This window comes from Neobacillus mesonae (genome assembly GCF_023715155.1).
Lineage (GTDB): Bacteria > Bacillota > Bacilli > Bacillales > Cytobacillaceae > Neobacillus > Neobacillus mesonae_A.
In genome coordinates this window covers 153910-171432 of sequence record NZ_JAMBNQ010000005.1, presented here as the reverse complement: position 1 = coordinate 171432, position 17523 = coordinate 153910, and the positions used below count along the sequence as shown (strand labels likewise).

Below are 17523 nucleotides of genomic sequence, written 5' to 3'. Positions count from 1 at the left end.
ATCCGCCACTATAACCATACTAGATATCAATGGAATCTAAAAAAGATGACTCCTGTACAGTACAGGAATCATCTGTTACAGGTAGCCTAGGCCTTTTTTTAAAATGTCCTTTACAAGGGGTACACTTCAAATCCGGACTTTTTTATTAGTGGATAGTAATGACGATTTTCCCTTTCGCATGGTGGGATTCGCTTAAAGCATGGGCTTCTTTCAATCCTTCTTCCGTTAATGGGTAACGGTGTCCTATTATTACTTTTACTTTTTCCTTTGATAAAAGATCGGCTATTTGCTTTAGCTGCCCGCCATTCGGAACAAGCCACACCAGACCAGATTTAATATTTTTGGCTGCAGCTTTTTCTTTATCCGGTTCCGAGACAATAGATGCCAGTTTTCCGCCATTCTTTAAAATCGTAAAACTTTTCTCCTGGTTGTCCCCGCCTAAGGAATCAAGGACAAAGTCATAATCACGGAGGATTGATTCGAAGTCTTGTTTTTTATAATCAATCACTTCATCGGCACCCAGTAACTTTAAAAACCCAACATTATGCGTTCCTGCAGTTGCAGTCACATATGCTCCGGCGTGTTTGGCAAATTGAATCGCAAAACTTCCAACTCCGCCTGCACCTGCATGAATCAGTACTTTATCGCCTTGTTTTACCTGCCCAAAATCGAACAAACATTGCCATGCAGTTAATCCTGCAAGGGGGACGCAAGCAGCTTCTTCAAAGCTGATATTTTCTGGGACTTTTGCTAAAAGCGAGGTATCTATTACGGTATATTCAGCATATGTTCCTTTATTAGTCGTTTCCGGCCGGGCAAATACCTTGTCCCCAACCTTCCATCCTTGTACATTGGCGCCTATCTCGTCCACAATACCTGCTGCATCCCAGCCTAAAATAATTGGAAATTTAAAGGGAAGCATAGTTTTTAAATAACCTTCGCGAAGCTTCCAATCAATTGGATTAATCGATGTCGCATGAAGCTTCACAACAACTTGATTTTCACCAGGGACCGGCTTTTCAACTTGTCTTTCTTTTAATTGTTCTTTACCGCCATATTGATCAATAATAATTGCCTTCATTTTTAACTCCTGCATGTATAAAATTTGAAATTCTTGAATAGTATGTTCAAAAAAATATTTTTCTTGCAAAAACATTCGACAAAAGCTGTCGAAAAATACTTGACGAAGTAATAAAAGGTATGTAATATTATAAAAGTCAATTGTTCATGAAATAGACAAATATTCGTTAAAATATTTGGTGTTAAGTGAATAGAATAGGGATATTCGCGCGGGTGTAGTTTAGTGGTAAAACCACAGCCTTCCAAGCTGTTGTTGTGGGTTCGATTCCCATCACCCGCTCCATACATATTAACAACGCAGTATATTGTTTCAATTAGAACGATGTATTGCGTTTTTTATTTTTTAAAGGGTTCTATTGCTTAATTAAAGGGAAAATGGCTTTGCTGAGTTTTAAAAGAAGCTGGTGTGCCCTTGAATGCACACTGTTAATGCAAGAATGGGTTGCCCGTGAAGAAAAAAAACATCATTTATAGCAATGCAGGAAGACAGGATTGCCTGTAAAAGAGGAGAATCTGTATTTCCGGTAAGTCCAGACAAGTCAATAAGTCCAGATACATCAATCCCCAATAAAGAAAAATCGAGGCAATAGAAAAGAAGGAACCTCCACATATGGTTTAATTGAAGAGGTTCACCACTAAAAAATTATTCAGATCCCAATAAATAACATTTGCTTTCTCCACCGCTTATTTGTGTGAACATGGTCATTAACGACTCTGTTAGTTTTTTAGCTTCCTCCAGGCTGGTTGAAGGACGCAGATAGATCAACTGCAGGGCGTTTTTTGTATTTTTCGTAACAGCCGTTCTTTCCGAATCAACAAATGGACTTCCAAATGGTCCTTTATGGTCGGCAGAAATAATTAGCCGGTTCAGAGAATTTGACCTTCCATTTAATCCTATGTATTCTTCATTTTCCCCGCCAATTCGAATTTCTATAGGACCCTCGATGAAATCCATATCATAAACCCCTATTGGAACTTGATACTTCAGCGAGAAAAAGTTATTTAAATCTGTTGCACTTTGAATAGAAGGAAGGTAGTTTTGCTTTTTAACTCTTCTAAATAATGCTTCTGCTGAATGACGATAGCGATTTGGATCCTTGCCTGTCTTTTTAAAAATAGCACGCCATTCTTGAATCCCTGGAATCTCTGTTAAATTATGATCCTCTAAGTCAAAATAAATCGATTCTTGAAACAGCTGAAGACGTCCTTTAAGCATTTGCGGCGAATCTTCAACAATGATATTTTGATATTCAATTACTCCCATTTTAAAATGGGGAATCAGCTCTGTTAATTCCGTTGAAAGTTGAATTTCCAACAACTCCACCTCCAAAATTCATTAAAAATAGTTTATCATAAATTGGAGAACAGCTAATAATTCATGGTTTCAACGAAAAAAATTTAGTTTTTTGATATATGCCTACAATCTTTTTAAGTGAAGTGAATAACAAAATGCAAGACTATAACAAATTTAAGGAAGAAATCATCGCCTTTAGTAAAACTATTGGAATTGATAAAATCGGATTTGCTGCTGCAACCCCTTTTACTGAATTAAAAAATCGTTTGATTCGACAGCAGGAACTGGGTTTTCAATCAGGGTTTGAAGAACCTGATATTGAGAAACGGACCAATCCAGCTTTATTAATGGAAAAGCCAAGATCAATTATTTCGATTGCGCTTGCTTACCCAGCAAAAATGAAGATCCGTGTAGAAAGCAAAAGGGGCGAAAGAAGAGGGATATTTTGCCGTGCTTCATGGGGGCTGGATTACCATGATATTATCAGGGACAGACTCCAAAAACTGGAGGAATTTATATTATCCAAGGTGCCGGATGCACGGTTGAAATCAATGGTTGATACCGGGGAACTTTCTGACCGGGCAGTTGCGGTAAGGGCAGGTATTGGATGGAGCGGAAAAAACTGTGCAGTCATTACTCCGGAATATGGTTCCTATGTTTATATTGGAGAAATGATAACCAGCCTTCCTTTTACACCGGATTCACAGGTGGAGGATATGTGTGGTTCTTGTACGAAATGTCTTGATGCTTGTCCAACAGGTGCATTGGTGCAGGGTGGACAAATCAATGCCCAGCGCTGCATTTCTTTTTTAACGCAAACTAAAGGATTGATTCCAGAAGAATTTAGGGAGAAAATTGGAAATCGTCTATATGGCTGTGACTCTTGCCAAACATCCTGTCCATATAATAAGGGTATAAATTTTTCCTTTCATAAAGAAATGGAACCTGAACCTGAGATTGCTAAACCACTGCTCAAACCAATTTTAAAATTAAGCAATCGTGAATTTAAACTGAAATTTGGACATGTTTCAGGATCCTGGCGCGGGAAAAAGCCTATTCAGAGAAATGCGATCATTGCCCTTGCACATTTTAAAGACGAAACAGCTGTTCAGGACTTGATAGATGTCTTAGAAAATGAGGCAAGCCCAGTTACCAAAGGAACTGCTGCCTGGGCTCTCGGAAAAATTGGCGGGCAAACCGCCTATAACGCATTAAAAAAAGCCAAGAAATCAGAAACCGCACCAGAGGTAATTCAAGAAATTAATAAAGGATTAGCCTTGATTGACCAGAATTGAGAACTCATAACCTTCTCCATATTTTTAATGTTAATTTTAATGTTAATTTTACCTTTCCTTCATATGTATGAAAAGAAAGGAGTGAATTCATCTCTATGCAGGAGGCTCTTCAAGACCTTTTTGAGTTTAGAGTGCAGCAATTTGTCGGAAATCAGCGAAATTCCCGGGATATTTTTTCAAAAGCTGAAAAAAAGCTTGAATCTTTAATAAAAAGATCTGCAGAGATAGTAAAAGTAAAAGCTAGTGGTAAAATACTTGAAACAAAAAATGATGATGAATTTGAAAATGTCAAATATTTGACCCATTATCAGTATTTAATTAAACAAAAGGGAAATCTTTATATGGAAGAAGAGGCGGAAGAGAGGGTTGCAAAGTTTTATAAAGGAGCCCTGATTATGGATGAGGAAGTAAATCCTCCCATGATGGAAAGTGACCCCCTTTCCATTTCAACAGATATTGAAGCGGAGTATGAGGAACGGAAAAGCTACAGCTATAACCGCCTAAAAGCTGTTCAATACGCGGAACGATGGTGGAATACGTATAATCCGGCCTTTAAAAAATTTGAAAATAATTGCACCAACTATATTTCTCAATGTCTTCATGCGGGTGAGGCACCGATGAGAGGGCAGCCAAACCGAGGTTTAGGGTGGTGGTACGCGCATTCCAATTGGAGTTATAGCTGGGCTGTAGCTCATTCACTAAAAAATTACTTAGGCAGTTCTAAAAGCGGGCTGAGAGCAAAAGAGGTAAGCGGTCCGGAACAGCTTCATTTAGGTGACGTGATTTGTTATGATTTTGAAGGTGACGGAAGGTTTAATCATAATACCATTGTCACGGGTAAGGATGCTTTCGGTATGCCATTGGTGAATGCCAATACTTATAACAGCCGGATGAGGTATTGGGCATATGAAGATTCCTCCGCTTATACTCCGAATATAAAATATAGGTTTTTTACTATTGTTGATGGTTAAACCATCTTGTACTGAGCTGCGGGCGGATATGGTATAATGGCAAGTAGAGTTTTTTATAGAGGTGAGAAACGTGTCAGTGCATGTAGTATTATACCAGCCGGAAATTCCTGCAAACACCGGTAACATTGCCCGTACTTGTGCAGCAACCAATACCACTTTACATTTAATTCGGCCGTTAGGGTTTTCAACAGATGATAAAATGTTAAAAAGAGCCGGTTTGGACTACTGGGAGTTCGTCAATATTATTTTTTACGATTCATTAGATGAATTTTTTGAGAAAAATAAAGGCGGAGAATTTTTCTATTTAACAAAATACGGTGAAAAGCGGCATAGTTCGTTTGATTATAGTGACACAAATAAAAATTATTACTTCATTTTTGGCAAGGAATCGACTGGGCTTCTGAAAGAGGTTATTGAACAAAATGTCGACCGGGCATTACGCATTCCAATGAACCAAAAGGTCCGCGCTTTAAACTTGTCCAACACCGCAGCCATTCTAGTCTACGAAGTGTTAAGACAGCAGGATTATCCAAATTTAATCAAAAAAGAGCCGGAACACTGACATTCATAAATCCTGTTCAATGAAAAGGACCGCATCTGTGTGCAGTCCTTTTTTTCTTAATTATTTTTCCCTGGTTTATCATTAAATCCTGAGGTTAAAATTGCCGCTAAGAATGCGATCATTACGCAAATGATTAGGAATAAGCTCATTGTTATGTAATCCACCCTTCATCATTATATTTTCAATTTATACATATAGCTTTATTATAGCCTATCTTTGAAAAATGAAAAGGGCAAGATTTAAAGAAAACAAAAAAGTAAGAAACGAATACTTCTTGTTTACGCATGTTCAATTGATTAGGCGCATAGAGTATATTAATCGTCTCTGATTTAAGAGCAGGGGGAGGGTATACATGGATATTTTAAAAAAAATCGAGATGTTTCGTGAAGAAGAAGAAAAACTTCGTTGGGAAGGAACTTTTGGCGATTATTTGGAGTTGTTAAAGGAAAAGCCATGGGTAGCACAGTCAGCACATTCTCGAGTTTATAATATGATTAGAGATGCCGGTATTGAAGAAGAAAAAGGGACGAGAAAGTACAATTTCTTTAGCCATCAGCTATTTGGGTTAGAGGAAGCACTGGAAAAATTGGTGGAGGAATATTTTCATCCGGCAGCCAAAAGGCTTGATGTCAGGAAACGGATTCTTCTTCTTATGGGTCCTGTCAGCGGAGGAAAATCAACACTTGTTACTATGCTGAAAAGAGGGCTTGAGCAGTATTCCCTTACAGACCGCGGATCCATTTTTGCAATTAAAGGGTGTCCAATGCATGAAGATCCGCTCCATTTAATTCCCCATCATCTAAGACAAGATTTCTTTGATGAATATGGTATCCGTATTGAAGGAAACCTGTCACCGCTCAATATGATGCGTCTTGAGCAAGAGTATGGGGGCAGAATAGAAGATGTATTAGTAGAAAGAATTTTCTTCTCTGAAGACAAACGGGTGGGAATTGGAACATTCAGTCCATCTGATCCGAAATCACAAGATATCGCGGATTTAACTGGAAGTATTGACTTTTCCACAATTGCTGAATTTGGTTCTGAATCTGACCCGCGTGCCTATCGGTTTGACGGGGAACTCAATAAAGCAAACCGCGGGATGATGGAATTCCAGGAAATGTTAAAGTGTGATGAAAAATTCCTGTGGCATTTGCTATCCTTGACACAAGAAGGCAATTTCAAAGCAGGCAGATTTGCACTCATAAGTGCCGATGAGTTAATTGTGGCACATACAAACGAAACAGAATACCGCTCCTTCATTTCAAATAAGAAAAATGAAGCACTCCATTCAAGAATTATTGTCATGCCAATTCCATATAATTTGAAAGTGTCTCAGGAAGAAAGAATATATGAAAAGATGATTCATGAAAGTGATGTGGCAGATGTGCATATTGCGCCGCACACATTAAGAGTAGCCGCCATGTTCACCATTTTGACCCGCCTTAAAGAACCAAAAAAAGGCGATGTCGACCTAGTAAAGAAAATGCGGCTTTATGATGGTCAGCTTGTTGAAGGATTTAATAGTGCCGATGTGAATGAAATGAAGAAAGAACATCCGGATGAAGGAATGAGCGGTATCGATCCGCGGTACGTGATTAATCGGATTTCTTCTACAATTATTCGTAAAGAGGTGCCATCAATTAATGCGCTTGATGTGTTAAAGTCGTTAAAGGATGGCCTTGACCAACATCCTTCGATTACCCAAGAGCAGCGTGAGCGCTATTTGAATTATATTTCAATAGCACGTAAAGAGTATGATAATATTGCCAAAAAAGAGGTTCAAAAGGCATTTGTTTATTCATATGAAGAGTCTGCCAAGACATTAATGGACAATTATCTCGATAATGTGGAAGCCTATTGTAACAAGGCAAAACTAAGAGATCCATTAACTGGTGAAGAAATTAATCCGGATGAGAAGCTAATGCGTTCCATCGAAGAGCAAATTGGTATTTCCGAAAATGCCAAGAAAGCATTCAGAGAAGAAATCTTAATTAGAATTTCAGCCTTTGCTCGTAAAGGCAAGCGTTTTGATTACAATTCTCATGACCGTCTTCGTGAAGCAATCCAGAAAAAGCTATTTGCAGACTTGAAGGATGTCGTCAAGATTACAACTTCCACTAAAACACCGGATGAGCAGCAGCTTAAGAAAATTAACGACGTTGTGGCCCGCTTAATTGATGAACATGGTTATAATTCCACATCCGCTAATGAATTATTGCGTTATGTTGGAAGCTTATTAAACCGGTAAGGGATTTATGGTTAAAAAATAAACGACTGGCGGAAATCTCTGCCAGTCTGTTTTTTTCAAAATCTTGTCCATTTTTATAGGCGAATAACCAATTGTCTAAATTCCTTGTAAATTATTCTTGGTTTCTGCATAGGATAAAGTAATCTATCTTTTATCTATTTTTACACTCGCGTTATTGTATGTTATGGCTAAAAATGTGTGCATGTATAAAAAAATTTTTAAGGAGGGGTATTAATGACAGGTGATAACCATCAGTTTGTGATCTCAAAAGAAGATTGGTCCCTCCACCGTAAAGGCCACGATGATCAGCAGCGGCACCAGGAAAAAGTTCAAGAGGCCATTCGCAATAATCTTCCAGATTTAATTACAGAAGAGAGTATTATCATGTCTAATGGTAGAGATGTGGTGAAAATCCCAATTCGCTCATTAGACGAATACAAGATTCGATATAACTATGACAAAAATAAGCATGTTGGCCAAGGTAATGGTGACAGTCAAGTTGGTGATGTAGTGGCACGCGATGGATCAGGTGCAGAGCGTGGCCCTGGGAAAGGGCAGGGAGCCGGGGATCAGGCCGGCGAAGATTATTTCGAAGCAGAAGTATCATTAATGGAGCTGGAGGAAGCGCTTTTTAAACAATTAGAGCTTCCAAATTTAAAGAAAAAAGAGGAACAGGAACATCTTATTGAAAACATTGAGTTCAATGACATTAGGAAAACTGGGCTCATGGGGAATATTGATAAAAAACGAACCATGATTTCCGCTTTTAAAAGAAATGCAATGAGCGGAAAGCCGGGATTCCATCCAATTTACAAAGATGATTTGAAATTCAAAACCTGGAATGAGGTTTTAAAGCCAGATTCTAAAGCAGTTGTTATTGCAATGATGGACACAAGCGGAAGTATGGGGATTTGGGAAAAATATATGGCCCGCAGCTTTTTCTTCTGGATGACCCGCTTTTTGCGAACAAAATATGAGACGGTAGAAATTGAATTTATTGCCCATCATACAGAGGCAAAAGTAGTGTCCGAAGAAGACTTCTTCTCTAAAGGGGAAAGCGGTGGAACGATTTGTTCGTCTGCCTATCGCAAAGCATTGGAAATTATTGATACAAAATATAATCCGCGAAAGTTTAACATTTATCCATTCCACTTTTCAGACGGTGATAATCTCACATCCGATAATGCCCGGTGTGTTAAACTTGTGGAAGAATTAATGAAGGTTTCCAATATGTTTGGCTATGGTGAAGTTAATCAGTACAACCGTCATTCTACCCTAATGTCTGCATATAAAAACATTAAAGATGAGAGCTTTAAATACTATATTTTAAAGCAAAAGGCCGACGTATTTCATGCAATGAAGAGCTTTTTCCAAAAAGAAGAGGAAAAAATGTATGCTTAAATAAAAAAACAAATCTTTGCAAAAAGTCCGATTTTTGGCCTTTATTGACGGAGTTTATAGGAGCTGCAATCGGACCAATAGGAAAGAAAGACAGGTAAAATTAACCTGTCTTTTTTGCGTTAATTACCATTAATACTTTACCCGTAAAATTAAAAAAATAGAAGTGCAAGAAGAAAATCATTCTTTTTGCCAAAGGAGGAATTACGGGTGATAAAGAAATCAGCAGGATTATGTATAACAGCCATGCTTACATTAGGACTGGCTGCTTGTAATAATAATGACAGAGCCGGATTAGACGAAATGAATGATCGGAATGACCGCGTGGGTCTTAATGTTACCAATAGGAATACCGATTTAAACGATGTACGTAATGTCCGCAACAATGACGGGTTTGACCATAACGGGCCGTTGACTGAGGATTACAGAAACGATAATGACAATGATCTTGATTTAAATCTATTTGATCCAAAAAACCGGGATAGAACGAACAAACCCATGATTTCGGCCTATCAAACAACATTAAATAGTGATCAATATCCAGAAACGAAAGCGATTGTCATCCAGGATGCAAAATACCAATATGTACCGGTTGGCAAGGAAGACCGCTTTGATACTAGTTTCTTCAAAGGGTTTGGACCGTATTATGGACAATTTTCAGCGGTAATGCCTAATGTTCCACAACAGGATCAGCAGCAGCCGAATAGGGGAACAGAGAATAAGGTGCCAACACAGACACCTGAGAAGCAAAAGCCAATGCAGCCGGCACCGAATCAAAAACAGCAAGCTCCAGCCCAGAAGCCGGCACCAAATCAAAAACAACAGGCACCAGCACAGCAGACAGCGCCTAAAAACCAGGCTGCAACAGGAAACATTAGTGAATTTGCCCGCCAGGTAATTGATTTAACAAACGTGGAGCGCAGGAAAAAAGGCCTTTCAGACTTGAAAGCAGATACCCAGTTAAGCAGTGTGGCTCAGAAAAAGGCGGCAGATATGCAGCAAAATCATTATTTTTCTCATACCAGCCCAACATATGGTTCCCCATTTGATATGATGCGGGATTTTGGAGTTACGTATAAATCCGCAGGAGAAAACATTGCTCAAGGACAGCAGACACCAAAAGAAGTGGTGACTGCCTGGATGAATAGTGAAGGGCATAGAGCTAATATTCTTAGCACAAAATATACCCACATTGGCGTAGGATTTGAAAATGCAGGAAAACATTGGTCGCAAATGTTTATTGGGAAATAAATAACCAAAAAACAGAACCGGCAATCAGCTTTGCCGGCTCTGTTTTTCTTTTGTAAGCGAAATAGTCGGGAAAGTAATACAAATTGTTGTTCCTGTCCCCACTTTACTTTCCACTTTGATAGAACCTTCCATGGCACGAAGAATGCTGTATACAACCATCATTCCTAATCCTGTTCCATTTTTTCCTTTCGTGGAATAGAAGGGCTCCCCAAGTCTTGCTAGCTGTTCACTTGTCATTCCTTCACCAGTATCTGTCACTGTTATTGTTACCTCTGTTTGGCTAAACTCTGTTGATACTGTTAGATAGCCGCCATTTGGCATAGACTCAATTGCGTTTTTTAAAATATTGATTATACATTGTTGGAATTTTTGCTTGTCACCTTTTATAAAGCCTAGGATAGAAAAATCAGTATGGATTTCAACCGAATTTTGGTTGGCTAATGGCTGGAGTATATTTAGTGTTTGTCTTAGTTCGCTTTTAACATTGATTTCCTCCAAGGATTCTAAGGATGGTTTAGCGAATGTAAGGTAATCCTGAATCACCCTTTCAGCTGATTGCAGTTCGTCCATTACAATTGACAGATATTCCTTCCTCTTTTGTCTAGGCAGATAATCATCTTGCAGTAATTGCACGAATCCACTGGCTGCGGTGAGGGGATTCCGAATTTCATGGGAAATAGCTGCTCCCATTTGTTCCACAGCTTTTAATTTTTCTGTTTTAATAAGCCGTTGTCGCATCTCGGCATTCTTTTTGAAGAACTCAATCGAATAAGATATGATAAAAACTCCCAATGGAGGAATCAATATATAAGCGGTAAACGCATCAAGCAAGGAAGAATCTGTTCCATTTAATTGAACCCCGGACATGGTAAGTAATCCGAGAATCAAACTGTTAATAACCGCAATTTCAATCCGGCGGGCAGGTGAGCGTTCCCAAAACCAGGAATATAGCTGCCAAACCACAAAACCAAAGGGTATGTAAAAAGCTAATGTAAGATAGAAGCCTAAGTCTACTCCATAGAGACCACGTATTATAATAGTTGCTGCAATAAGAATCGGTCCAATTCCTGCATAATATCCGCCAATTACTAATGGGATGATCCTCAAATCATATCTTGTATGTGGAGACGGGTGATAGGAAAATTGAATACAAATCCATAACAGTACAATGAAGAAAAAAATTAATGGATGTTTAGAAAGAGTCCATTTTTTATTTCTTTCCAGGAAAATAAAACAGAAGAATAATAAAATCACAATTACAGAAAGATTCAGAAAGAAATGCTTTGTAATTTCCATTCACATCACCGTCCAAAAGGTATGTTAGTAAAATCTTACAGCTTTTTTCAACAGCTTACAACAAAATTTTCAGAATAAAAAAATAAGACTTAAATAATTGGTAATTAAATGTATTGTTTTACAAGTTTTTGATAAAAGGCTAGTCAAAAATCATATAAAAAAATTTGAATTACTTATTCGACATTTTCCGGGAAATAAAAATGAGTCCTGCTGCCTAGAAATTTGGAGAAAAGGCAGAGGGGGACAAAAAAGGTAGGATTTTTTTAATGGTGACATAACATAAGTATCCCTGCATCGATCTTTAATATATATCAACATGTCACTTTATCGCATTAAGCAGCATTGGCTGACTAGAAGAAAAGTATTAGAATTGTTTTTTGAATCCATAAAAAACAGCAGAATGATAAAATTCATTCACTTTAGTTTAAAAATTCTTTATAATTAAGGATATAGAAAACCAATTATTCAATAAAATAGGAATAATCTTATTAAATTGTTATATAAAGTAAACAGAAATCAAATTTGAAAGATGAATAAGGACGGGGTCAATGTGGGGGAACCATCCGAAAAAAATGAATTGGAAAAACTTAAATTACGAATAGCAGAATTGGAAAACAGAGAAAAGAAATTGACAAGACAACTTAAAGTGCAAAACTCTCTTTATGCGAAAATCCTTGATGCCCTTCCTATCAATGTTTTTCTTGAAGATCCATTAGGCAGGACTATATTTGCAAATAAACAGGCGTGTGAAGCAAACGGATTGCCATTAGAGGAATTGGTGGGCAAAACTGTATTTGACCTTTTTCCAAAGGATATTGCTAAAAAGAATAGGGAAATGGATTTGGAGGTTTGGCGGAAACAAAGCCTTATTACCACTGAAATGTCTGCCGGATTTCGGGGAGGAGAATCCCATATGTTCACGGGGAAGACAATCGTTCATTTACCAGAAACCGAAAAAGACTTTCTTGTAGGATTTGCCCTTGATATTACAAATTTGAAGGAAGCGGAAGCGAAAATCGCTCATATGGCTTTCCATGATGCATTAACCGGACTACCTAATCGATGGTATATTAATTCCTATTTAGATCAATTTAAGTCGGAAAAGGGAAATTTTCAGAAGATGCTGGGTGTTATTCTTTTGGATTTAGATCATTTTAAGGTGATAAATGATACTTTAGGGCACCAGGCAGGTGATGAATTATTGAAATTGGCGGCAGAACGGCTCGCTGATGCTGTAACAGAAGACAATGTTCTATCAAGAATTGGCGGTGATGAATTTGTGCTGCTGCTGCCAAAATTAAAGAATAAAGAAGAAGCGGAAGAAGTTTGTGATATGATTCTAAAAGCAATGAAAGAGCCTTTTAAAATTTGCAATCAGAAGTTTTCCATTTCACCAAGTATCGGTATAAGTATATATCCGGACCATGGGGACGATCTAAACCTTTTAATTACTCATGCCGATTTGGCAATGTATCATTCAAAGGCAAAAGGAAGAAATTGTTTCTCATTTTTCACACCAAAATTGAAGGTTAGAGCAATGAAACAAATGGGGAAAATAACAGCCGCTTACTAAACAGCGGCTGTTATTTTTTAGAATACGCTGATTTTGTCTAAAAAAGAAGAAAATTGATGCAATCTTTCATTAAAAGGTTTATAATAATTTAATAATTTACATAATTCGCAGAACATAAAGGGGTTGAAACAGAAAGTGTTAATAGGATTGATTATTATATTAATTTTAGTTTTATTTTTGCCCTTTTCGGTTAAAAAGGTAGAACATAATTTGGAGGCCTTCCTCTTTATTATGGGGGTTGCCGCTTCACTTATTAGCGGTATGATGGACAAACACTTAATCACTAAAGCGCTTGTTGATCCAATTAATATTACCATTGCGGTATTGTTAGCCGGATTAATTACAAAATGGGCCCAAAGTCCTTTGGAGAAGTCCATTACAGCATTAAATCGGCTATTAACCCCAAGAATTTTTCTTGCTTTAACGATAATTGTATTAGGTTTGGTATCAAGTATTATTACAGCAATTATTGCGGCCATTGTGCTGGTTATTGTTATAAATGTTCTCCCGCTCGACAGGAAATCTGAAGTTCGATTTACTGTGCTGGCCTGTTTTGCTATCGGTCTAGGGGCAGCGCTTACACCAATTGGCGAGCCATTATCTACCATCACATTAAGTAAGTTAGATAAAGGATTCTTTTATTTAATAGACTTAATCGGTGCTGAGGTAATACCGGCTGTAGTCTTATTCGGGATTTTGTCAATGTTTCTTGTTAAGCCTAAGGAAAGTTCTGATGGTCTAAAATCTGAAGAAAGGTCTGAGAGCTACAAGGAAATTATTATTCGCTCTGTTAAAATCTACTTGTTTGTAATGGGATTAACGTTCTTGGGACACGGATTTGAACCATTAATCAATGAGTACATTCTTGGCCTTCATCCAACAATCCTTTATTGGATTAATATGATTTCTGCAATTTTAGATAATGCAACATTAGCAGCAGCAGAAATTAGTCCTGTAATGGATGGTGAAACTGTTCGTGCTATACTGCTTGGCCTGCTTATCAGCGGTGGAATGCTGATTCCTGGTAATATTCCAAACATTATTGCTGCAGGTAAATTAAAGATTACAAGTAAAGAATGGGCCCGCTTTGGTGTTCCAGTTGGGCTGATTACGATGGTCATTTACTTTATTGTTCTTTTTGTATTTTAGTTTGAAATTTGTTGCCCGGGCTGCCAAAGTTGATTAGAAATAATCAGCTTTGGCAGCCGGGCAACATTTTTTTTATCCTGCTAAAAAATGTTAATACCCAAATAGAAAGGGAAATAGGGAACAGACAAAAATCTGTCAAAAACATATGAATAAATAATGAAACTAAGGCTTGTAAGCAAAAAATGATGTGAAAGTTATTTATAATGAGGGCATAGAAACAGGGAGGTAAGGGATATGAATATTACAACGTTTATAGAACTGGAAAATCAAGAAGTGGAATCATTTGCGGGGGCTAAATTAGTTTTTGCACAGGAACAGATTGAAGAGAATATCGTAGAAACCTGTGTCGAGTGTTTTCTGCTGGAGGATTCAAAAACCACCCTGACAATGGAAGAGGGAATGGAAAAGGTATTTCATCGGCTGCAGCAGCAAGGGGTTATTCCGCCAAATGTGAAGGATTTTTCTTTTGAAATGCCTTCTTGTGAACGGTTAAAAGCAATTACAGATAAAGAACTTGATATTCCACAAAAAGTTATTTTGTCCTATATGGCATAAAGAGGTTCTCTGGATCCTCTTTTTCCTTTTAATAAGATCCATAATTAATCGTGTATTTAATTTATAACAATCGTGAAATAGTAATAAGTGTGATTAAACTCACTAGATTGAGAAAGAATTTCATTTAGAATAATCATTAGATAAACAAAAGGAGGATATTACGATGGAAAAAAATTCAGTCAAAGAATTTATGGAATATAATGAAGATAAATTTACTAAAAGAGTTATATACAAAAATGAAGGTACCACCGCATTTGTACTAAATTTCATGCCTGATCAGTCACTTCCTGCACACAAGCACCCAGGTTCAGTAGTATATCTGTACGCTATCACAGGAAATGGAACAATCATAATAGATGGAAAAGAATCAGAAATCTCTGAAGCAGATTTAATTCAAGTTGGCAGTGGAGAAGAAATGGCATTTAAGAACAGCGGCAGTGACCCTGTTAGTCTTTATGTCGTTTTAAGCAAAGTCCCAAATGAAAACTATGCTAAAAATATTTAAAAAGAAAGAAGCCAGCATCAGGAAGCTGGCTTCTTTCTTTGACCGGATATTCCCTTGTTTTTAAAACCAAAGAACCACCAGTTCCAATCACCGAGAAGCTTCATAAGTGATGGAACCAGCACCATCCTTACAATGGTTGCATCAATAAAAATAGCAATGGCAATCCCGATACCTATCTGTTTAATTGGCATCACACCAGTAAAGGCAAAAGCACCAGTGACTACAATCATGATCGCTGCAGCCGAGGTAATAATTTTGCTCGTATAGGTTAAACCAGAAATCGTGGCAAGACTGTTATCACCGGTTTTTAGATAAAACTCCTGAATCCGTGAAATTAGAAATACCTCATAGTCCATCGACAGCCCAAAGACAAGAGTAAACACAAACACGGGTAAAATTAAACCGATATAAACGGGTGTGATGCCAAGATGTCCCTCTTGAAAAATCCAAACCACAATTCCAAATGTACAGCCTAGACTTAAAATGTTCATCAATACCGCCTTTAACGGAATCAGAATTGAGTGGAACGCGGTCATTAAAATGATTAGGGTTGAAACAACAATTAACAGCAGTCCATAAGGAGCCTTAACATAAATTTCATCAAATATTTCCTGCTCAAATTTAATTGGGCCTCCAAATGAGGCGGTCACTCCTAATTTCCGTTTAGACCAATCACGTACCCATTTTCGTGCTATAGAAGAATGTTCACCTGTCTTCAAATAAACTTCTGCCAGCATTTTATTTTCCTTGATATAATGGTCTGTCACAGGTGCTAACATAGCCGAATCTTGAAAAGTTAAAACCTTGGAGAGCTGTTTACTGTCTTTTGCTCCAAGTGCGGAAAACGGGGAATCCACTGTCTGAACAAGGTGATCTTTTTCCAGCTGTCGAATAACCTCCCAAATCTTATCAAGGTTCTTTGGTTCCGTAACCTTTCCATTTGTTTCAAGGATAATGGAAACTTTTTTGTAATCACGTTTTTCTTTTGCAATAAATTTCTCCTGGAATGTTTCCAATGCCGTCCTGGAAGGATAATTTGGCGGAAGTGAATCAGTTCCAGGAATCGTTAAAACCATTTCCCTGACTGGAATTAGGCCGATTAATAAAATGACAAGGGCACCTATAGTCATGATGACCGGACGCTTCATGACTAACTCAGCAAATGTATGCCAAAAGCTTTTCTCTTGATCTTTAACCTTGATAACGCCAAATTTATGAATTTTTTGCCCAAGCAACCCAAGTAATGCCGGCAGAAATGTTAAGGCAGAAAGAACGGAAATAAAAATAACCGTCATTCCTCCCAGGGCAACGTTTTGAAAAATATCAATCTGGATAAACCATAAGCCGGATAAACCAATAAACACACAAAGCCCAGAAAAAATAATCGAACGGCCGGCAGTGGCAACCGTGATTTCAATGGCATTCTGAATAGATTTATTTTTGATTTCCTCTTTATACCGGTTAATAAACAGCAGAGCAAAATCAATGCTTAACGCAAGACCAATCATTGGGATAATATTTAAGATAAAAATGGTTAATTCTGCCCGTAAACTGAAAAAATAAACCATCCCCATCGTAATTAAAATGGAAACAACGCCAATCACAAGCGGAAGGGCCGCGGCAGTCAGCGTTCCAAACGCAAGAATCAGTACAATTAAAGCAATAGGGAGCCCAATCATTTCAGCCTTGGCAAGATCTTGCTGACTGGCAGTATTAAGGTCTTTAACAATCACCGGTTCGCCGGTCATAGTTACCTGCAATCCAACCTTATTTTTTAGGTGCTTTTTTAAATTGTTTATTTCTTTTCCGAGACTTTCAGCACTTTTATCAAAGGTTAACAGGCCATAGGCATAGTTTTCTTTCAGCATGCCCGGTCTCTCAAGCGGGGAAATAAGATTTTTGGTATTATCAAAGCCCTTTAGGTTATCCATAGTATCATGGATAAAATCTTTGAATTTTTCTGCACTAATATGATGATTTTTTTCAAATACAAGTATAATCGATGATTTTGGCTCTCCGAAGTCTTTTTCCAACAAGTTTCTCGTTTCATTATATTCCCCTTTATATTCAAAGCCATTTCCGCTTAAGACGGATGGAAGCTTTAAAGCAAAAAAGCCAAAGACGATGATCATGACAATCCAAAATAAAAGTATCCAGATTCGCTGCTGATAAATCCAACCGCCCAATTTCATCATGATAACCCCTCCTTCAAAGGAAAGAATTTCCTCCAAAACATTCAAAAAAAACGGTAGAAAGATTCATTCGTTTTTCCATAACTGTTCCCTTTAGTACGTGATAAAATGCAAAAAGATGATTTTTACTAAGAATTATCATATTGTGGAATCG

At 37.6% G+C, this 17523-nt stretch carries 15 protein-coding genes and 1 tRNA gene; 12 read left to right on the top strand and 4 right to left on the bottom strand.

Going from position 1 to position 17523, the window contains the following annotated elements:
• On the top strand, nucleotides 1-90 hold a 90-nt coding region (locus M3183_RS07770; protein ID WP_251467466.1), incomplete at its 5' end, for an IS3 family transposase.
• Between the two features lie 55 nt (nucleotides 91-145).
• Here the strand turns inward: M3183_RS07770 and M3183_RS07765 are convergent.
• Nucleotides 146-1081, bottom strand: a complete 936-nt coding sequence (locus M3183_RS07765) for an NADP-dependent oxidoreductase (protein WP_251468198.1) — start codon at nucleotides 1079-1081, stop codon at nucleotides 146-148.
• A 208-nt stretch (nucleotides 1082-1289) separates the two neighbouring features.
• Here M3183_RS07765 and M3183_RS07760 point away from each other — a divergent pair.
• Nucleotides 1290-1363: transfer RNA gene (locus M3183_RS07760), tRNA-Gly, on the top strand.
• Nucleotides 1364-1723: 360 nt separating this feature from the next.
• On the opposite strand, the gene M3183_RS07755 is transcribed toward M3183_RS07760, so the two are convergent.
• Nucleotides 1724-2395 carry a B3/B4 domain-containing protein gene (locus M3183_RS07755; RefSeq protein ID WP_251468197.1) on the bottom strand — a complete coding sequence of 224 codons (672 nt, stop codon included), beginning with the start codon at nucleotides 2393-2395 and terminating at the stop codon, nucleotides 1724-1726.
• Between the two features lie 134 nt (nucleotides 2396-2529).
• Between M3183_RS07755 and queG the strand changes: the two genes are divergently transcribed.
• From queG to M3183_RS07725, 6 genes are all read left to right on the top strand, one after another.
• Nucleotides 2530-3669, top strand: coding sequence for a tRNA epoxyqueuosine(34) reductase QueG (gene queG, locus M3183_RS07750; RefSeq protein ID WP_251468196.1), 1140 nt, complete (start codon nucleotides 2530-2532; stop codon nucleotides 3667-3669).
• Between the two features lie 95 nt (nucleotides 3670-3764).
• A complete protein-coding gene (locus M3183_RS07745; protein WP_251468195.1) occupies nucleotides 3765-4640 on the top strand; it encodes an amidase domain-containing protein in 876 nt (291 codons plus the stop codon).
• A 70-nt stretch (nucleotides 4641-4710) separates the two neighbouring features.
• Nucleotides 4711-5202 carry a tRNA (uridine(34)/cytosine(34)/5-carboxymethylaminomethyluridine(34)-2'-O)-methyltransferase TrmL gene (gene trmL, locus M3183_RS07740; RefSeq protein WP_251468194.1) on the top strand — a complete coding sequence of 164 codons (492 nt, stop codon included), beginning with the start codon at nucleotides 4711-4713 and terminating at the stop codon, nucleotides 5200-5202.
• Between the two features lie 352 nt (nucleotides 5203-5554).
• A complete protein-coding gene (locus M3183_RS07735; protein WP_251468193.1) occupies nucleotides 5555-7450 on the top strand; it encodes a PrkA family serine protein kinase in 1896 nt (631 codons plus the stop codon).
• Between the two features lie 234 nt (nucleotides 7451-7684).
• Nucleotides 7685-8851, top strand: coding sequence for a sporulation protein YhbH (gene yhbH, locus M3183_RS07730; protein WP_251468192.1), 1167 nt, complete (start codon nucleotides 7685-7687; stop codon nucleotides 8849-8851).
• A gap of 207 nt (nucleotides 8852-9058) precedes the next feature.
• A complete protein-coding gene (locus M3183_RS07725) occupies nucleotides 9059-10099 on the top strand; it encodes a CAP domain-containing protein (RefSeq protein ID WP_251468190.1) in 1041 nt (346 codons plus the stop codon).
• Between the two features lie 24 nt (nucleotides 10100-10123).
• Here M3183_RS07725 and M3183_RS07720 read toward each other — a convergent pair whose 3' ends face one another.
• Nucleotides 10124-11395: a sensor histidine kinase gene (locus tag M3183_RS07720; RefSeq protein ID WP_251468189.1), complete on the bottom strand. Its 1272-nt coding sequence runs from the start codon at nucleotides 11393-11395 to the stop codon at nucleotides 10124-10126.
• Between the two features lie 550 nt (nucleotides 11396-11945).
• Here M3183_RS07720 and M3183_RS07715 point away from each other — a divergent pair.
• The 4 genes from M3183_RS07715 to M3183_RS07700 all read left to right on the top strand — a co-directional run bounded on the left by M3183_RS07715 (nucleotide 11946) and on the right by M3183_RS07700 (nucleotide 15177).
• A complete protein-coding gene (locus M3183_RS07715; protein ID WP_251468187.1) occupies nucleotides 11946-12968 on the top strand; it encodes a diguanylate cyclase domain-containing protein in 1023 nt (340 codons plus the stop codon).
• A 135-nt stretch (nucleotides 12969-13103) separates the two neighbouring features.
• Nucleotides 13104-14117, top strand: a complete 1014-nt coding sequence (locus M3183_RS07710) for a DUF1646 family protein (RefSeq protein WP_251468220.1) — start codon at nucleotides 13104-13106, stop codon at nucleotides 14115-14117.
• A 234-nt stretch (nucleotides 14118-14351) separates the two neighbouring features.
• Entirely contained in the window at nucleotides 14352-14672 is a 321-nt protein-coding gene (locus M3183_RS07705; RefSeq protein ID WP_251468185.1) for a hypothetical protein, read from the top strand.
• A 163-nt stretch (nucleotides 14673-14835) separates the two neighbouring features.
• Nucleotides 14836-15177 (top strand): cupin domain-containing protein, encoded by a 342-nt coding sequence (locus tag M3183_RS07700; RefSeq protein ID WP_251468182.1) that lies wholly within the window; start codon nucleotides 14836-14838, stop codon nucleotides 15175-15177.
• 17 nt (nucleotides 15178-15194) lie between these two features.
• Here M3183_RS07700 and M3183_RS07695 read toward each other — a convergent pair whose 3' ends face one another.
• Nucleotides 15195-17372: an MMPL family transporter gene (locus tag M3183_RS07695; RefSeq protein WP_251468180.1), complete on the bottom strand. Its 2178-nt coding sequence runs from the start codon at nucleotides 17370-17372 to the stop codon at nucleotides 15195-15197.
• Nucleotides 17373-17523 lie beyond the last annotated feature (151 nt).